Source organism: Micrococcus sp. 63XJN7_8_ISO-PGPR-S23-253 (assembly GCF_056173425.1).
Map to the genome: position 1 here is coordinate 2,251,710 of NZ_CM149673.1, position 18,409 is coordinate 2,270,118.

An 18,409-nucleotide genomic window follows, 5' to 3' on the forward strand; every position below is an offset into this window, starting at 1 on the left:
CCGTCAGCGGGCGGAGCGGAGCTTCATCGACGCGATGCCTCTGTACATGGACTCGACGATATCAAACGCGGCAGAGGAGTCCCGGATCGCCACAGACCTGTATGTCGAGCTATGGGACTGCTGAAGGTTCGGTTGACACTTCGGGTGTGGTGGTTCAGGCCGCTTTCGTCGGCCAGTAGATGGTCTCAAACTCGACCGGTGTCGTCTTTCCAAGGGCGCGCTGCCGGCGTCGGCGGTGGTAGGTCCGTTCGATCCAGGTGACGATCGCCAGCCGCAGCTCAGCGCGGCTGCTCCACCGGCGGCTGTTCAGGACGTTCTTCTGCAGGAGGGCGAAGAAGGACTCCATCGCGGCGTTGTCCGCGCTGGAGGCCACCCGTCCCATCGACCCGACCAGTCCGGCCCGGTGCAAGGCGGTGACGTAGGGCCGAGCACGGAACTGGCTGCCCCTATCGGCGTGCACCACGCAGCCGGTGACCTCGCCCGGGCCGCGGCGGGCGACGGCCATCTCGAGGGCGTCAACCGCGAGGGCGGCCGGCATCCGGTCGTCGATCGAGTAGCCGACGATCCGGCGCGACCACACGTCCTTGACCGCGCACAGGTACAGCTTCCCCTCGGCGGTGGCGTGCTCGGTGATGTCGGTCAGCCACAACCGGTTCGGGCCTGTCGCGGTGAAGTCCCGCTCGACGAGGTCGTCGTGCACGGGCGGGCCCGGCTTCTTCCACCGGCCACGAGTGCGGGCGTGGGCGGAGACGATCTGTGCTTGGGAGCAGATCTTCCATACCCGCCGCTCCGAGATCTCGTGCCCGGCCGCGGCGAGCTCGTCGGCGATGAACCGGTACCCGAACCCAGGGTCGTCACGGTGGACCTCGAACGCGGCGTTCATCGCGTAGGCGTCGACCAGGTCCCGCTCGCTGACCGGGTCGGCGCACCAGGCATAGAACGCCTGGGTCGAGAACTTCAGCACCCGGCAGGTCACCGTCACGGGGATCCCGTCGACGGCAAGGTCACGGACCAGCGGGTAGGTCATTTTGGGCTCTGACCCAGCCTCAAGTTCGCCTGCGACAGGTACGCCGCGGCGCGGCGCAGGACCTCGTTCTCCTGCTCCAGCAAGCGGATCTTCTTCCGCGCCTCGCGCAGCTCCTCGTTCTCGGTCTTGGTCACGCCGGGACGGTGGCCGTCCTCGACATCGGCCTGATGGAGCCAGTTGCGTAGGCAGGACTCGGAGATCCCGAAGTCCTTGGCGAGCTGAGCGATCGGGGCCTCGCCACGACGGGCGACCGCGACCACGTCGTCACGGAACTCCTTGGGGTGTGCTGCAGGCATGTCGACATCCTTCCAGCGGGGACCTCATGTCCCCACAGATCAGGTGTCAACCGAACCTTCAGCAGTCCCAGCCGCCCTCGGCGGCACGTGCGTGCGGCTCATCTTTCCCTGGGCACCGCAGAGCCCACATGCCCGGACCGCCTTGGATGCCCCCATGTCGGCCACCAGACCGGATGCATTCATGTTCACCGCGTCTTTCTCATCGTCGCTACTCAGCGCTGCCCCGACCGCGTTGCTGACGTGTCAGGTGCCGGTCCTAGCCGCTGCTCTGGATTGAGGTCGGGGTAGCGACGCAACATCCACGAACGTTGGGCTATACCGACCTCGATGGCCCGACGCGTCTCCACCGGGGCGCCTCCTCGGTGACACAACTCGGTGAGCACACCAATCTCATCCCGCAAGCGCATTCGCGTGCGCTCGAAGTTCTGACGACAGTTGCGACTGCAGAAGGTCTGCGGCCGGCCAGCGCTGGAGTCGGTTGGCCATGTGCACATGTTCGTGCAGTCCGGATGCAGACACCGCATCTGATCAGCGGGCTGCAACCCGCGGACCAACGCGTCGTCGACCTCAGCCCAGCTGCCCCGTTTCACCCGAGCGAGAGTCCGGACGATCGAGGGGATCCTCGCCCCGCCCGCACTACCACTTCCATGAGACATATCTTCCACGTCCTCTTCAACCTGGCTTCATTCGCGGAGGAGGGACCCCCACACCCAGAATCATGTTATGACTCATGAAAAATCTGCGGAAGCCCCCAAAGGCGAGGGGAAATTTGGCGGCTCCTCGGGTGTCTAACCATACACATGGGCCACCTTCGTCGATGGGCGCGAAATGATGAGATCTACATGGTCGGCAGACGGGTCGAGAGATGTAGCTCTAATGCTGACCCGGGTTCAGCCCCGGGCGACAGAGCGTCATGAGACCTATCCTGTTGCGCCTCGCGCTCGTGCAGGTTACCGTCTGCGTAGGCCGCCCGCGTGAGCTGACTCTGATCACAGATGCGCGGGAGGGCGCGACGGCTGCAACCGCCACGCCCTCCAAGTAGCGGCCCTGATACAACGCGAACTGAATCGAAGGAACCGCCGTGTCCCAGCTTATGGGTGACCCCGGCGGAGGACCAGCCACACCCTGGAGCCATCTGGAGTTCTCCACTCCGGAGGGCCCTGTCCTCTGCCACCCCACCGACCCCCTGCCCGACCTTGGCGCCATCATGTCAGTGCGGACCCCGCGGTCACACGCGCTGAGCCGACACGTTCCCGTGCAGACATTCAGCGCCACGAACACGGACGTCGTCGCAGTGGAGTCCGGGCTGGAGCAGGAGCTCGTCCTCGTCCTGGACCGAGATCCCGCCCAGGACAGGCTGGTCGGGCAGCCGCTGACCGTGACGTGGGCCAGACAAAGCGGGGGGACCCGGCGGCACACCCCTGACCTGCTGACTCTCACTCACGAGGGGGCCGTCACGGTCTGGGACGTCCGCCCGGAAGGCCGGCGGGACCCCAAGTTCTGGGAGGCCGCGCGGTGCACCCGCGCGGTGTGCGAGCACAACGGGTGGACTTACGAGCTCTTCGGCGGCCTGCCCGAAGTACACGCCATCAACCTGCGCTGGCTCTCCAGCTACCGGCACTCGATGCCCTGGTATGCGGACCTCCGGGACACGCTCGAGAGGCTCGCCTGCACCAATTCCGCCACCATCGGGACCTTGCTCGGCGCCGATGACGGTTCCGGGGAGCTGATCTCAGCGATGTGGCACTGGGCGTGGGACGGACGTCTGCAGCTGGATCTCACCCGGCCCCTGAAAACCAGCACGCCGGTGCGATGGGAGCCGAGATGAACTTCTCCGTGGACTTGAACATCGGCGACCGCGTCCTCACCGACGCCGGCCCGGCCCGGGTGAAATCGATGTGGGCACTGGGCGTGGAGCTGGAGACGATCAACGAACCGGCCAAGCTCGTCCCCTGGACCGACCTGATCATCCGGCCCACGATCGACGGGCAGGCTCAGGCCGTGGATGCTGCCCTGCACCCGTGGTGGGACCAGCTGCCGGAGAAGGTGCAGCAGGACGCCATTTTCAAGATGGAGTGCGTCCTGGAGATTCTCACTGGGTTCCGCAGCGGGCTGGCCTCGCTCGCGCAGCCCCATGAGCCGGTCGTACCGTTCGGCCCGTTCTCCCAGGCCAGTGTGAGCGCTCAGTGCGAGGCGATGGCTCGGCTGGTCAGCTTCGAGAAGTCCGCGGACCGGGAGTTGATGCGCCGGGTCCAGGACGGTGAGCTCGACAGTCCCGGCGTCACGCCCCGTGCCGTGCACCATTGGGTAAGGCGGTGGCAGGCTTCCGGGCTGCGTGGCCTGGTGGACGGACGCGCCCTGCGCAGCGCCCAAGGCTTCGGCGCCCTGGACCCGAGGTTCTTAAAGATCGCGGAGCAGGAGTTCGCCCGGTTCGACGGGTCCGCTTCCGCGACCAACCGGCAGGAGATCCACCGGCGCATCCAGGTCCGCATGCATGCGGAGGGCATCACCGACGCCCACCTGCCCCAGCGGCTGGTCAGCGACTACCTCAGTCACCGGTTCGCGCAGCTGGGCAAGACCACCCGGGCGCACCGCTCGCGCCGGCACCGGAAGATCTCCTCCACTGCCAGTGCCGCCCTCCACCACCTGGGCCACTGCGCCACGGACGTCACCCGCGCCGACAACCTCGTCTACGACGAGTTCACCGGCAAGCCCATGAGCGTGGAGATCGCCACCATCATGAGCGTCCCGGCACGAGTCATCGTCGCCGTCCGGGTGTTCCCCAAGTCGGTCAGCGCCACCGAGGTCGCCCTGCTGCTCTACGACGCGATGCGGCCGCAGTCGATGCTCATCGATCCGGACGGCGCCAGTGACTGGCGATGGTGCGGGGTCCCGACCTCGCTCCAACTGCCCGAGCAGGCTTCCCCACTGGCCAATGACCCCGCCAGTGGGTTGGGTGAACATGCGATCCCCGCGATGACGCCCACCCACCTGCGCATGGACAACGGATCGATCTTCCGCAGCGAACAGCTGCGCCGGCTCGCCCTGCACTGGTCGATCACGTTGAGCCACTCTCGCGGCACCCGCCCTACGGACAATCCGCACATCGAACGCTTCCACGAGACCCTGCAGCGCTTCTACCAGCAGCTGCCCGGCTACAAGGGCCGGAACGTCTCCGAACGTGGCAGCTGGACCGGCGTCGTGGCCGAGGCACCCCTGCTCACCGCAGCCGACCTCGAGCGGCAGCTGCGGCAGTTCATCGCCCTGGACTACCACCGCCGCCCCCACACCGGACTGACCCTGCCCGGGGCACCCGAGGTGAATATCTCCCCGCTGGAGATGTTCGACTGGATCCTGGCCACCACCGGCCGGATCCACGTCCCCCAGCACCCGGATCTGATCTACCAGTTCCTGCCCACCCGGTGGCTCACCCCCGGCCATGCCGGCGTCGAGTACAAGAACATGACCTACGACGCGGCCGTCCTGGATGAGTTCCGAAGCAAGATCCCCGGTCGGTTCCGCGACGAGGACACCAAGGTCCCGTTCCACTACGACCCCAGGGACGCCACCCGGCTCTGGTTCCGCCACCCGGACACTGACCGCATCCACGAGATCCCCTGGCGCAACCGTCACCTCTTGCACGCACCCCTGACCGACGTCGTCCGAGACGAGGCCCGCCGGCGCATCCGGGCCCGCGGCGGGCCCAAGGCTCTGACCGGAGCGCTCATCGACCGCCAGCTCATCGAAGAGATCGGGCACCTGGCCCACACCCGAGCCGACGAGACGTGGACCACCACGATGGCCGCCTCCCGCATGCGCTTCGACCAAGCCCGACGCGACCACGACGAAGCCGCCCTCGCCCACCGCCTCACCACCCCGGAGGCCCCCACCGACCTTGAACACGGCGGACGGCACCTCCGTCTCGTCGCGCCGGATGCGATGCCGGACCGTACCGCCACCAACGGGCTCGCCGGGCTCTTCGAACCCTGGCCCGACTATGCCCAGGAGATCTGATGGACGCCCTGCTCTGGCACACCCAGGCCCTGACCCCGGCACCCGCCCCGCCTGAACCCGTGCTGCTGCGAGAGTTCTCCACGCTCTCCACCCAAGACCAGGACGAGTACTGGACGCGGATGCATCGGTGGATGTGCGCCTCCACCCTCGACTGCGACCGCACAGCGGCTATCCGGCGCGGCATGGACCGGGTCCTGCAGCGCAACGAGTACGCCCGGTCCGGGGCCAAGACCATCATCGGTCTGTCCGCGCCCAACGGGGTGGGCAAGTCCACGTTCATCAAGTTTTACGCGCAAGACCGCTATCAGCGCATGATGCACGACCAGCCTGTCGACAAGCTCCCCTCCCGCACCGACAGTGGCGGCTCCCCCTCACACTGGATCCCCCAGGTCTACATCACCCTGCGCGCTGCCTCCGAGGTCCCCGATGTCAATGCCGCGATCCTCAGCTACCTTGGCTACCCGATCATGGGGCGCACCACGAAGGACACCACCCTGCTGGTCCACGCCGTCGCCCGGCACGGAGTCAAGCTGCTCATCCTCGACGATGCCCACATGCTCCGAGCCAAACAGGCACGCGCCCGCGACGTCCTCGACTACGTGAAGTTCCTGAACACGATGATGGGCGAACGCGACGGCACGCTCGTGCTCGTCGGCGCCAACATGGAAGGCGGCCCCGTCTACCAGGACCCCCAGGTGGCCGCCCGGTTGCGCGCCTTCGCTCTGCAGCCCTACACCGTCCAGCAGGACACCACCGAGCGCGTGGCATGGCAGCAACTGCTGGCCGGGGCCGAGAAGAAGTTCATGCCCTACCTGGACTCGGCGACCGAGGGAACCCTCACCCGAGAACTGGCAGGACAGATATGGGCCCGTACCCAGGGCCACCTCGGGGACACTCACCAGCTGATCACCACAGCCCTACTCGACGCTTTTGACCAGGGCGACACCACGCTGGTCAGTGAGCACTTGCAGGGCGTGCGCCTGTCCGCGCGGGCCGAAGCCGCCGAAGCGGACCTGGCCCGCGAAGCCACCCTGACCTCCCGCCGGGAGCAGAACCGCAAGGCCAAGAGGTGACCAACCAAGAGCATCCACCGTCCGCTCTCGCCCCGATCGTCGGCGAGTCTCTGAGCGGATACGTGCGCCGGTTCAACGCCACCGGCCTGACCCCTCCCCTGGCCCTGCCGCCCCGCTATGCCGACGCCGATCTGCCTCCGGGCCTGACGGACGCGGTGCACCGGAGCACCGGGTTGGACGCCGGCCAGATCAGGAGGATGACCATGGCCGGCTGGCCCTTGATCCTCCGCGGACGCGGCCTCCACCACCGCCGCGGATGGGCCCTGCACCGGCACGACGTCTGGCTCTGCCCAAGCTGCACCCCCTTGACCGGCTACCGGGCACTGCGCTGGCGCCTGGCCCTGGCCCCGGTCTGCCTGCGCTGCCACACCCTCTTGACCCACGAGCGGACCTTCACGCCGACCCGCGCCGCCACCACAGAGGAGCTGGCCCGTCTCCGACGCCTGGACGAGCTGACGACGAGGGCCCTGCAGAGGTCGAAGGCCTCCAGGTCCCACCTGTCGGTCTTGCGCCGCATCTGTGCCGCCGGTGATGCCCACGAGCCTGACGGCGACGTCCTGCCCCGACCGCCCCTCGGGGGCACTTCCAGGCCAGCAGGGAATCAGCGGGGAACCCATCCGCCCGGCGAACCAGGCATCGTGATGAAGCAGCTGGCCACGCTGGACCCCGCGCTGCTGAACGAATCCCGCGCCCGAGCGCACCTGCAGCAGCTGCAGCACCAGGACTCGCTGCCCTCGAGCTCCGTCGTCGCCCCAGCACCGTTCCAGCCCGAAAGCCCGACCGCCCTGGCCCTGGCCCGGGCCCGGCGACGCGCCCTTCTGCGCCAGCTCACGGACCTCTGCGCAGCCACCGGTCTGCGGCCCCAGCACATCCCCACCGTGGTCGATCCCTGGCGGTCAACCCGCTGGTCGCGGCTCCGTGACCTGGAAGACCAGGCGTTCGAAGCCCTCGCCCTGCACACCCTGCTCCTGGAGGCACTGGGCGAGGACGCCACCGGCAGCGCCGTGTTCGTCGCGCACGGCATCCCGGCCGTCGTGAACCAGCACGACCTGCTCACCCGGGTCCGCACCCGGGGCACCCTGACCCCGGGCGAGTGCGACCGGCTGCTCGCCCGCGCGCAGGCTCTCGTGGACGACGGGCTCGTCGATTACGCCTACCGACGCGGGACCCTCCTGGCTGTCCCCTCCCTGCCCCGCATCCCCGCCGTACATCTGCCCCGGCACCCGTTCTGGCCGGCCCGCACCCTCGTCCCGGCATGGGCATGGGTGGAGTACGCCCGCGGCCTGCCGGACTCCGGCCCCGCTCCCGATCTCTCCCTCGAGTCCGTGGACCGCTTCCACGCCGACCTCGACCCCGAAGCTCGTCTGCGACTGCTCGAGGCCTTCGACACCCATGTCCGCGGTGAGGATTGGGCCGCGATCGCCTCCGCGGCCGGCAGCTCCTTTCCCACTTTTGCTTCCGCCCATCAGAGGAGCGCCTGATGTCGACGCTGCTGCCCATCCGCCCCAGACCCGCCCCCGAGGAAGCTCTGGACTCCTATCTCGAACGCGTGGCCACTGCCAACGGGGTCACCACCAGCGGCTTCGTTCGACAGCTGACCACCGAAGCCCGGGCGCCCCTGCGCTTCACGAACATCGCCCCACCGCCCCCGATCCTGGACGTGCTGGCCTCCTGGACCGGCACCGACCGGGGACTCCTGCAGGACTGCCTGTTGACGCGATACCCGGTCATCCCGTTCATCGACAGCCAGAACCGTCACGGAACCCGGTCCGTGGTAGCCCACGGATGGGTGCTGCTCAACCGCTCCCAGGCCTGCCCCTGGTGCCTGGCCGAGACCGGAGTCTGGAAGATCACGTGGCGTCTGGCCTGGGTCACCGCGTGCCTAGACCACGATCGTCTCCTCGCGACCGACTGCCCCGGCTGCCAGAAGCCCCTGCGTACGACACATCACGGCGCGCTCCGGCCCGCCGGCCCCGGAGCACGCTGCGGCAACCCCCGCCCCCAAGGACAGGGCAAACGGTGCCCCTTCGACCTGAGCTGGATCTCCCCGCTCTCCGCGCCCCCGCCGGTATTGCAACAGCAACGACGCGTCGAGCGCGCCCTCCGCGGCGCTGAGGTCGAGGTGGCTGCCATCGCTCTCGAGGGCACCACCTACCTCAGACAGCTCCAAGCACTCACCTCGGCGGCAATGGGTCTGTCTGCACCCACCACAGCGGTCCAGCCTGAGTACTCAGAGGGAGTCCCGGCTGAGATCTCGACCTTGTCGGGCCGGGCGCGGCCAGCTCCACGCCCCGCAGACATCCGTGCCGCCGCTTACGTCCGAAGGGACCGGACGATCTTTGCTCCCCCATGACACAGACCCCACGCCATCTCTTCGAGTGATCCCCTCACTGATCCATCTCTCCACACGACCACCACAACATCCACCACGAAATGGAGTGCGATATGACCCACCAGCCCCCTGCTGAACCGGCAATCATCCCCTCAGACACCACCCATGACCAGACGGCGGATCGTAAGCGAGCGAGGCAGTGGCTCAAGACATTGAACGTCTCCCCGAATCCGGAGCTGGTCGAGGGCCTGATTCCGCTCGTCTCGCTCTACCCAAAGAAGTCCGTCCTCGGCTTCTATGCAGGCCGGTTGCTCAAGAAGGGCAAGCTACCGACCGAGGAAGCAGTGTTGAAGCTGCTTTGGGGGCAGCTCGAGCAGATCATCTACTCGATCAAGGCACTGGAATCCCGTACCGGCCGGGACCCTTTCATCACCCCTGAACAAGAGACAGAGATCCTCCAGTGGGTGGACAACTTCTGGGCCCAGCACGGTGAAGGACCGCTGTGGTCGGAGCTCGCCGAGAACTTCCACTGGTCCCGCACCCAGCAGAACCGGCTCATCCACTACCTGGCTGCGCGGGGGCTGGTGACATTCAGCATCGCCCCCCGCAGCCTGAGAACGGTTCGAGGAGCCACCACCATCCCAAGCCTCGAAGGTCCCGGCAGCGGCTCGTGAGAAACGAAACCTAGACGATAGGCGGGGTTACCAATGTGGAAGCAACGTCCGCAACGCGGACTTCGTCAGACGGAGCGTTCTCCTCGTCGTCTGTGCACACACACAACAGGCCCTGCACAGACTCCTGGGCAACACATCCCCTTACCTGGCTCGCCCTCCGCAGGACGCATGCCCCGAAATCTGGTAGAGACTGTGGTCATGACTGAAGTTGACGTCGCCAAGTTGAAGCGCCTCAGAAGCGCCGTATCCAGTGCCCTCTCGGCAGTCCCCGAGGAGTCCGCGCACGGATTGCCCCTCACCTACAACGCGCTTCGGGACGAGGTTGCGTCTTCCGTCCCTGAGGGTCTGAAGGCGGAGTTGGAGCGCCTGGCACCCCCGGTAAAAGCCTCTGGCGTTGGCGCTCATGCGATCATGGAGGCGGCCAGAGACGGGGCCAAAGCCTACGCTCATCTTGCCGCCCTCAAGGGCTGGCTAGATGCGGTAATTGAGGAGGGTTGAATCACCCATGGGATCCGTAGAACTCTCCCGCCCCGCTAGCGAGCTTCGCATTCAACTTGCCGCCGCCAAGGCTGACGGTGAGGCAATATTGAACGCCACGCCCAAAGAAAGTGGCGGGCTTGCGGTGTTTCGAAGCAGATATCTGTCTTGGGAAAGCAAGACATCTGCAGTTCTCGAGAATGGCTTCAAAGTCTCCGGCACTCTCACCCCTAGCCCTAAGGGAGAGTTCACGGCCACCGCTGCCGCACTCCTGGACCTCAAAGTAGCATCTACTACCATTCCCTGGGATCGGCTACCTGAAGTAGTAACTGACATCAGAGAGAAGATTCGAGTTCTTGACTCTATTGAAGATCGGCTAGACGTGTATCAATACACCCCGATGACCCCGTCGCCGTCACAGCCGGCAGCAGATGCGCCCATCTTTTTGGTGCACGGCCATGACCTCGCTCGGCGTGAGACCGTTCGCCACTTCCTGTCAACCGTCACAGACCGCGACATCATAGTTCTGGCAAACCAGCCAAACCGAGGCCAAGACCTGCTCGGCAAACTCCTTTCCCACGCACAACAGGCAGCATTTGCCGTTGTGCTACTGACACCCGATGACGAGGGGAAACCTCGAGAATCTGAGAATAATCGAGCCAGGGCTCGGCAAAATGTTGTGTTCGAACTTGGGCTATTCATTGGAATTCTCGGACGCGACCGGGTTGCCGCTCTCAACCATCCTTCAGTGGAGATCCCCACCGACTTCTCCGGCGTTGCCTATATTTCAATAGAGGGCGAGGGGTGGCAGATCGAGCTAGCCCGAGAGCTTAAGGCCGCTGGAATTGATGTTTCACTCGACAAAGCACTCTAAATTCGTCGAGACTATCCTAAACTCTCAGCGTCCATGAACAGCGATCGGAATTTTTTCGGACTTGTCCTCCTGCAACGAACCTTCTGCCCCCCACGCTGTGTACGAGTAGCACCGGACCACATCCAGCTGATACTCGACCGCCGAGAACGCGGAACCGACGGCAAGTAGGTTTTGAGTCGTGGCCCACACGACGACACCTCCATCCCCAAGGGGCGGCAAGCGGCTGACCATCGCGGACGTCCCTCATATGCGCGAGCGCTACGCGGCGAGCAACCCGCTGCCTCCGGAGGAAGTCGCCGCTGGCTCGAACAAGAAGTTCACCTGGTCGTGCAAGGCCGGCCCGGACCACACCTGGGAGGCGCAGGCCAACAGCATCCGCATGTCCAAGCGTGGCGGCTGCCCCTTCTGTGCGGGCAAGCGGCCCTCCGTAACCAACCGTCTCGATGTTCTGTTTCCCGATCTGGCCGCAGAGTGGGATCAGGAGCTCAACGAGGGACCGCCGGCCGTCGTGGCAGGTTCGGAGAAGAAGGTCTGGTGGCGGTGTCGGGCGGCCGATCACGCGTGGCAGGCCAACATCCGCAACCGAACGGTTCTCCGGGCTGGGTGCCCCCGGTGCGCAGCAGAGAAGTCTTCCAAGACCCGGTCTGTCCCCCTGCCCGGCCGTGAACTGACAGCGGTCGCCCCAGACGTCGCGGCCTCGTGGCACCCCACACGCAACGGCACTCTGCAACCGGATGAGGTCGCTGCCTTCTCCAACGTCCCGAGGTGGTGGCAATGTCCTGCCGGCCACGAATGGGAGATCTCCCCTGCCGGGCGGCTGAGCAAGGGCGGCGCCGGCTGCCCCTACTGCTCCGGTCGACTGGCAACTGCAGAGACCTCTTTGGAAGTCCAACGCCCCGACCTCGCATTAGAGTGGCACCCCACCAAGAACGCCCCGCGAACCCCGAGAGATGTGAAGCCCGGGACATCAGCGACTGTCTGGTGGATCTGCTCCGCTGGACATGAGTACGAAAGCCGCATCGCCAACCGCGCCTACTTGGGCAGAGGGTGTCCCTATTGCTCAGGTCAGAAGATCGGCTACGGCAACGACCTCGCAACGAAGGCACCCCTGGTGGCCGCCGAATGGGATCACGAACGCAACGGATCCCTGACACCAGCCGATGTGACGACGGGCGTGCAGCGTCGCTTCTGGTGGAGCTGCACCCAGGGCCACTCATGGCGAACAACTGTCGCATCCCGCGTCGCACTGGGCACAGGCTGCCCGGAGTGCGGGGCCGGCTGGCGACGCTCCCGCCCGGAGATCGCCCTGCAGTTCGAGCTCGCGCACTTGCTCCCCGCCGCCGTGGTCGGAGACGGGCACGTGCAGACTGCGGACAAGGACTTTCGGGTCGATGTGCTGTGCCCCGAATTGAAGATCGCCGTCGAGTACGACGGCAACCACTGGCACATGGACACCTTCGAGCGAGACCTAGCCAAGACGCAGGCGCTGGTAGAAGCGGGATGGGTCACCGTCCGCGTCAGACAGAACCCGCTGCCGCTGACCGGCCCTCACGATGTCCCCTGCGAGAACGGCGACCCCGCCGTCTACCCCATGACCGTCCGTGTGATGACCAGCCTTCTCGAGGAAGCAGCAGCTGCTCCCACCGATCACCCGATTCACGCCCACCTCGACGAACTCAGATTGCGTCTGGAGACCTACGTCGACGGCGGCACCGCCCGAGCCGTCGAGGAGGCAGAACGGGAGACCCGCGCCCACCACGTGGATCGACCGAAGAGGGATCCGTTCGCCCCACCGCCTCGTCCGAAGCCCGGACGCTCACTGGCGGAGCTGAGCCCCGCCATCGCAGCTGAGTGGCATCCATCCAAGAATGGCGGCCTGACACCGGCGGACGTGGCGAATGCGCGGAACGCATCCGCGTGGTGGCTCTGCAGTCTCTGCGGTGCCGAATGGGAGGCTGTCGTCGGGCAGCGAACTCGACGTCAGACCCTTGGCTGCCCGGACTGCGGGAAAGCGCGCGCCGGAGCAGCACGATCCCGCCCCCAGCCTGGGCTGTCATTGGCAGACCTCCGCCCGGACCTGGCCGCGCAGTGGCACCCGACCCGAAACGCGCCGTTGACGCCCCATGACGTCAGACCCGGTTCGCATAAGCGGGTGTGGTGGCGAAGTCCCGGTGGGCAGGAGTGGGAGTCATCTGTCTATAACCGCACATCCAAACGCCCATCGTCCGAGGTTCACGGCGACGCAGGCCCGGACTCCCCCGACTCCGCGTGACACCTCGGCCCGCCCACCCTTGGAAACTCTGGAGGTGGAGACGGGCGCACTTACTTTTCACACCTCAGGGTTCCTCACCGGATGTCGGAAGTGTCCACCGCGTGTCGTGTGAAATCTTGGCTGCATCTCTACAATCGACTAGGGGTCATAGTTCTCCAGTCAGCCCGTGTGCGACGCTGACACCATGAACCAGCCCTCCATGGCCACCCTGTCTTCGGGAAAAATCACCCTGCGCGACGCCCGCCGCGGGACCACACGGGATGTGGAACTGGAGCCCTTCGAGATGGCAGTGCACCCCCTCCATGACCGGAGCACCGGACGCCCGCTCACGCCTCTGACATGGTTCGAGACCATCAACCTCTGCAACGAGCTATCCAATGCCGAAGAGCTGCAGCCGGCCTACACGCGTGCTGGGGACGGACGCTCCGTTACCTGGAACACGAGCGCTGACGGGTACCGATTGCCCACCGAGGCCGAGTGGGAGTACGCCTGCCGCGCCGGAACGACCTCGCCCGCCTACGGGCCGCTTGAAGACATCGCCTGGACCGGCCTCGACCACCTCGAGGGCCCCCAGCCCGTCGTCCGTTCAGAGAACCCTTGACCTTCCCCCGTAGGGGAAGGTGCAGACTGAAGATCAACCACTGGAAAACCAGCCATCAGCTTCTGCCGTCACGCAATGAACCGGTGCCCGATGGCAGTGTAGGGAGATTCGCATGAACGAGGCAGTACCGCATTTCGATCTGGCGATCATCGGTTCCGGTGGTGGCGCGTTCGCTGCCGCGATCAGGGCAACGAACCTCGACAAACGGGTCGTCATGATCGAACGCGGGACCGTGGGCGGGACCTGCGTGAACACCGGATGCATCCCCTCCAAGGCTCTGCTCGCCGCAGCCGAGGCACGCCACACCGCCCAGGACGCCGGCAGGTTCCCCGGCCTCACCGCCACCGCGGGACCCGTGGACATGGAAGCACTCATCGCGGGAAAGCGCGCCTTGGTGGAGAACGTGCGCTCCGATAAGTACGTGGACCTCGTCGCGGACTACGGGTGGGAGCTGCGCCACGGCAATGCTGTATTCACCGGCACCGCCGCGGACCCTGCGCTGGAGGTCACCGCGCAGGACGGGACCAGGGAGACGATCACGGCCGCCCACTATCTGGTCGCGACCGGCTCCACCCCGTGGGCCGCACCGATCAATGGTCTGGACACGGTCGATTACCTGACATCGACCACGGCCATGGAACTCGACGAGGTACCCGAGTCCTTGCTGGTCATCGGCGGCGGGTACGTCGCCCTGGAACAGGCCCAACTCTTCGCCCGCCTCGGCTCGAAGGTCACCATGCTGGTGCGCTCTCGCCTGGCATCGGGTGAGGAACCCGAAGCATCCAGGGCATTGATGAGCGTCTTCGCCAACGAGGGCATCCGGGTCATCCGCCGCTCCACCGTCTCCTCCATCACCCAGGACACGGACGGCGGCATTGCCGCCCAGGCCGACATCGCCGGCGGGCGCGAAACCCTCCGGGCCTCCAAGGTCCTCATCGCCACGGGTCGGCGCCCGGTCACCGACGGGCTAAACCTGGCCGGGGTGAGCGTGAAGACCGGGGACAAGGGGGAAGTCGTCGTCGAGGACACCCTGGTGAGCTCTAACCCACGCGTTTGGGCTGCGGGGGACGTGACCGGGCACCCCGAATACGTGTACGTCGCCGCATCCCACGGCACCCTGATGGTCGACAACGCCTTCAGCGACGCCGGCCGCGCCGTGGACTACAGCCACCTGCCCCGCGTCACGTTCACCAGCCCTAACCTCGCGGTTGTCGGCATGACCGACAAGCAGGCAAGAGACGCCGGGATCAGGTGCGAATGCCGGGTTGTACCGCTGGAATACATACCCCGCGCCGTGGTGAACCGGGACACCCGCGGATTCATCAAGATGGTCGCAGACGCCGACACCGGCAGGATCGTCGGTATCACCGCCGTCGCGAAGGAAGCCGGCGACCTCGCTGCAACAGGCGTGTACATCCTGCAGGCCGGGATGACCGTCGATCAGGTCGCGAACCTCTGGAGCCCGTACCTGACCATGGCCGAGGGCATCAAGATCGTTGCCCAGTCCTTCAAGACGGATGTCTCCAAACTTTCCTGCTGCGCCGCCTGAACACCTGAACCACCGATCGCCGAACACTGACACACCATGCCTTGAAAGGAACGACCGCGATGAACAACATCAGCGAGGTCACTGACCGGCTTGCGTCCAACGAGACGGGGATGGAGCCCTGGCTGTGGATGCCCCTACTGAAACTCCTCGCCCTGGGCGACCCGGTCGACGTGAGCGACCTCGCCGCGGCGACCGGCCGTGCCGGGGAGGAAGTCCGCACTGCCCTCAAGGCGATGGGCGACACGGAGTACGACGGGTCCGGGCGGATCATCGGGCAGGGCCTGACGCAGCGCCCCACGCAGCACCGGTTCGAGGTAAACGGTGAGCAACTCTACACCTGGTGCGCGCTGGACACCCTGATCTTCCCGACCCTGCTGGGCGCATCCGCGCGTATCGAATCCTCACATCAGGCCACAGGCACCCCGGTACGGGTGGCTGTCACAGCGATGGGTGTCACCAGCGTGGAGCCGGCCACCGCCGTGGTGTCCCTGGTGAACCCGGAGGACATCAGCTCCGTCCGCTCATCGTTCTGCAACCAGGTCCACTTCTTCGCCTCACCCGACGACGCAGCGCCCTGGCTCGAAACCCACCCCGGCGGCACCATCATGCCTGTCAAAGAGGCCTACGAACTCGGATCCTCCATGGCTGAGAAGATGCTCACCCACACACCAGGACCCGCCACCGACCAGGTAAGCAACGGCGTCCAAAGCTGCGCCTGCTGAACCAACCGACCACCCACCACTACCCGCCGGACCACCACTGGCAACTGGAGGGCTTGCACGGGTTCAGTACCGGTGCAGGAGGCGGGCCGGGGCCGGTGCGAGATGTTGACGAAGGACCGGAAAGAGCCGGGAAAGATCCGCTGAATCTGAAGGAGAAATTCTCATGAGTGAACATTTCGATGTTGCCGTCCTCGGTCTGGGCCCAGGCGGGGAGGTCGCGGCCGACCGGCTTCTGAAAGCCGGGAAGAACGTCGTGGTCTTCGAGCGGGAACTAATCGGCGGGGAATGCGCCTACTGGGCGTGTATCCCTTCCAAGACCGTCCTGCGGCCGCCGGAAGCGCGCACGGAAGTTCAACGGGCCGCCGGTGTCTCCGGCGCCGAACTGGACTGGGCTGCCACTGCAAAGTACCGGGACTACATGATCCGGAACCTCGATGACCAGGCACAGGTCGACGGGTACATCAAAGAGGGCGCCGTGGTGATCAAGGACGAAGCTCGGATTACCGGACCGGGCCGGATCCAGGCTGGAGACCGCGAGATCACAGCCGAGCACATCATTATCGCCACCGGCTCCGACGCCGTGATCCCACCGTTGGACGGCATCGACCAGATCACGGCCTGGACGAACCGTGAAACCTACACCACCAGCACGCTCCCCGAGCGGGCGGTCATCATCGGCGGCAGCGCCGTCGGCGTGGAAACCGCGACGTTCCTGGCCCGCTTCGGAGTGGCCATCACCCTGATCCACTGCGGCGAGAGGTTACTGGACCGCGAAGGGCCCCGGGTGGGGGAACTTGCCCACCAGTACCTGCAGGAGGCCGGCATCGACATCCGGCTGGCCACCTCCGCCGTCCAGGCGCGGCGCGAGGGAGCCGACAGCATCATCGAGCTTCAGACACGCGACGGCGATCCAGCCGGTGAGGTGGCAGCAGACGTCGTGATCTTCGGTACCGGCCGCACACCACGCACCGAAGGACTCGGCTTCGAACACGCTGGCGTAACCCTCGGCGACCACGGAGAAATCCAGATCGACGACCACTGCCGCGCCGGCGAAAACACGTGGGCCATCGGCGACGTCACCGGCATCATGCCTTTCACCCACGTCGCGAAGTACCAAGGCCGGATCGCCGCCGACGCCATCCTCGGCCGACCCCACCCGGCCACCTACGACGGCATACCGCGTGTCGTATTCACCGACCCCGAAATCGCCGGCGCCGGACTAACCCAGGAACAGGCAACGAAGCAGGGCATCCGCACCATCGCCACGGAACTGGACCTCGCCGACGCCATCGCCCGACCCTGGACCTACGAGCAGGACCCCCGCGGGCACCTCGGCCTACTCGCCGACGCCGACCGGAAGATCCTCATCGGAGCCTGGGCCGTCGGCCCCATGGCCGGAGAGTGGATCCACCACGCCTCCCTCGCCATCCGCACGCAACTGCCGATCGACACGCTCCTGGACCAGGTCGCCCAATTCCCGACCTACCACGAGGCCTACCAGGTCGCCCTCGAACAACTCGACCTCACCCCCTAACCGGGTCGAGAAACGTACAGGCGGGAGCACGAAGGAATTGGCACACCACAAAGACCCCCATCACCTTCGTGATCTTCCAGCAAAATGGAAGATTACGGAGTCTTTCGAGAACGAGGTGAAGCATGCGTATCGGTGAAGTAGCGGCGGCCTCCGGCGTGACGACCAAGGCCTTGAGGTTTTACGAGGAGCGAGGGCTCCTGCCGCAGGCCGACCGAGCCACCAACGGCTACCGCGACTATCCAGAGGACACGATCGTCAGGCTTGAATTCATCCGGCGCAGCCAAGTTGCCGGCCTCACTCTGGCCGAAATCCTCGACATCCTCCAAATCCGGGATGCTGGCACGGCGCCGTGCGGCCACGTGCGTGATCAGCTTGCCGAGCACCTGACGAACCTGGACAGGCACATCGCCGAACTCACCGCGCTCAGAGAAACCGTTGCCGGCCTTCACGGAACCGCGGCGGCCGGCGACCCCGCTCAGTGCAATGCCGAAGTCATCTGTAGCTACCTTTGATCATCGGCACATCCACAACCAGACGTTTCAACGGAATCACTCAGCGACGACGGACCGCAATCCATAAGCCGCACCGCCGGCAGACGTAAGCCGCGCCATCCGCCAACGCGTGCAACCTGCTCAACGGCAGACGCCGCCCACAGCACGAACAGTGCGCACTGGTGTCGCTGGTTTGGACCATTGTCCATCGTAAGACCGACTCTTCAACCACAGGCCCTCTAGGGCGGGGTCTAGGATTTCACGACAAAACGTTTGTTGCGCCAGGGGTGCCTATGAAACCCGCCGTCAGCCGGACGTAGAACCTGTCGTCTGCGGAAAGCTCAGATCCGATCACCCACCTGATTAGCAGGCCTTAAAGCGTTACAAAAACCACGCCATTTAGCGCTGCGATTCACACCCTCTCTGACGTGATGGTCTCGTGGGCGGGCGGGGAGTGTAAAGGGGTATACCCC

General features: G+C 65.8%; 14 protein-coding genes and 1 pseudogene. 14 read left to right on the forward strand and 1 reads right to left on the reverse strand.

Annotation, left to right across the window (positions count from 1 at the left end; genetic code table 11):
- Positions 1-154: 154 nt before the first annotated feature.
- Positions 155-1,323: pseudogene (locus AC0VX4_RS10355) on the reverse strand (IS3 family transposase).
- 1,255 nt (positions 1,324-2,578) lie between these two features.
- On the opposite strand from AC0VX4_RS10355, the gene AC0VX4_RS10360 reads away from it, so the two are divergent.
- From AC0VX4_RS10360 to AC0VX4_RS10425, 14 genes are all read left to right on the forward strand, one after another.
- Positions 2,579-3,151 (forward strand): TnsA-like heteromeric transposase endonuclease subunit, encoded by a 573-nt coding sequence (locus tag AC0VX4_RS10360; RefSeq protein ID WP_230955784.1) that lies wholly within the window; start codon positions 2,579-2,581, stop codon positions 3,149-3,151.
- A complete protein-coding gene (locus tag AC0VX4_RS10365) occupies positions 3,136-5,337 on the forward strand; it encodes a Mu transposase C-terminal domain-containing protein (RefSeq protein WP_081091332.1) in 2,202 nt (733 codons plus the stop codon). The genes AC0VX4_RS10360 and AC0VX4_RS10365 overlap by 16 nt, the downstream gene beginning before the upstream one ends.
- Entirely contained in the window at positions 5,337-6,410 is a 1,074-nt protein-coding gene (locus tag AC0VX4_RS10370; protein ID WP_060775732.1) for a TniB family NTP-binding protein, read from the forward strand. Before AC0VX4_RS10365 ends, AC0VX4_RS10370 begins: the two co-directional genes overlap by 1 nt.
- Positions 6,407-7,891, forward strand: coding sequence for a TniQ family protein (locus tag AC0VX4_RS10375; RefSeq protein WP_060775733.1), 1,485 nt, complete (start codon positions 6,407-6,409; stop codon positions 7,889-7,891). The genes AC0VX4_RS10370 and AC0VX4_RS10375 overlap by 4 nt, the downstream gene beginning before the upstream one ends.
- Positions 7,891-8,763, forward strand: a complete 873-nt coding sequence (locus AC0VX4_RS10380) for a TniQ family protein (protein ID WP_270618460.1) — start codon at positions 7,891-7,893, stop codon at positions 8,761-8,763. The genes AC0VX4_RS10375 and AC0VX4_RS10380 overlap by 1 nt, the downstream gene beginning before the upstream one ends.
- Positions 8,764-8,855: 92 nt before the next feature.
- Positions 8,856-9,416, forward strand: coding sequence for a hypothetical protein (locus AC0VX4_RS10385; RefSeq protein ID WP_060775692.1), 561 nt, complete (start codon positions 8,856-8,858; stop codon positions 9,414-9,416).
- 198 nt (positions 9,417-9,614) lie between these two features.
- Positions 9,615-9,914 carry a hypothetical protein gene (locus AC0VX4_RS10390; protein ID WP_060775691.1) on the forward strand — a complete coding sequence of 100 codons (300 nt, stop codon included), beginning with the start codon at positions 9,615-9,617 and terminating at the stop codon, positions 9,912-9,914.
- Between the two features lie 7 nt (positions 9,915-9,921).
- A complete protein-coding gene (locus tag AC0VX4_RS10395) occupies positions 9,922-10,767 on the forward strand; it encodes a TIR domain-containing protein (RefSeq protein WP_081091329.1) in 846 nt (281 codons plus the stop codon).
- 178 nt (positions 10,768-10,945) lie between these two features.
- On the forward strand, positions 10,946-13,039 hold the full coding sequence (locus AC0VX4_RS10400) for a zinc-ribbon domain-containing protein (RefSeq protein ID WP_230955780.1): 2,094 nt from the start codon (positions 10,946-10,948) through the stop codon (positions 13,037-13,039).
- A 184-nt stretch (positions 13,040-13,223) separates the two neighbouring features.
- A complete protein-coding gene (locus AC0VX4_RS10405) occupies positions 13,224-13,640 on the forward strand; it encodes an SUMF1/EgtB/PvdO family nonheme iron enzyme (RefSeq protein ID WP_227448837.1) in 417 nt (138 codons plus the stop codon).
- Positions 13,641-13,752: 112 nt separating this feature from the next.
- Entirely contained in the window at positions 13,753-15,189 is a 1,437-nt protein-coding gene (gene merA, locus AC0VX4_RS10410) for a mercury(II) reductase (RefSeq protein WP_020624860.1), read from the forward strand.
- Between the two features lie 59 nt (positions 15,190-15,248).
- Positions 15,249-15,911, forward strand: coding sequence for an organomercurial lyase MerB (gene merB, locus AC0VX4_RS10415; RefSeq protein ID WP_036336638.1), 663 nt, complete (start codon positions 15,249-15,251; stop codon positions 15,909-15,911).
- A gap of 163 nt (positions 15,912-16,074) precedes the next feature.
- On the forward strand, positions 16,075-17,445 hold the full coding sequence (locus tag AC0VX4_RS10420; RefSeq protein ID WP_036336637.1) for a dihydrolipoyl dehydrogenase family protein: 1,371 nt from the start codon (positions 16,075-16,077) through the stop codon (positions 17,443-17,445).
- A gap of 122 nt (positions 17,446-17,567) precedes the next feature.
- A complete protein-coding gene (locus tag AC0VX4_RS10425; protein ID WP_036334145.1) occupies positions 17,568-17,957 on the forward strand; it encodes a heavy metal-responsive transcriptional regulator in 390 nt (129 codons plus the stop codon).
- The last annotated feature ends 452 nt before the right edge of the window (positions 17,958-18,409 follow it).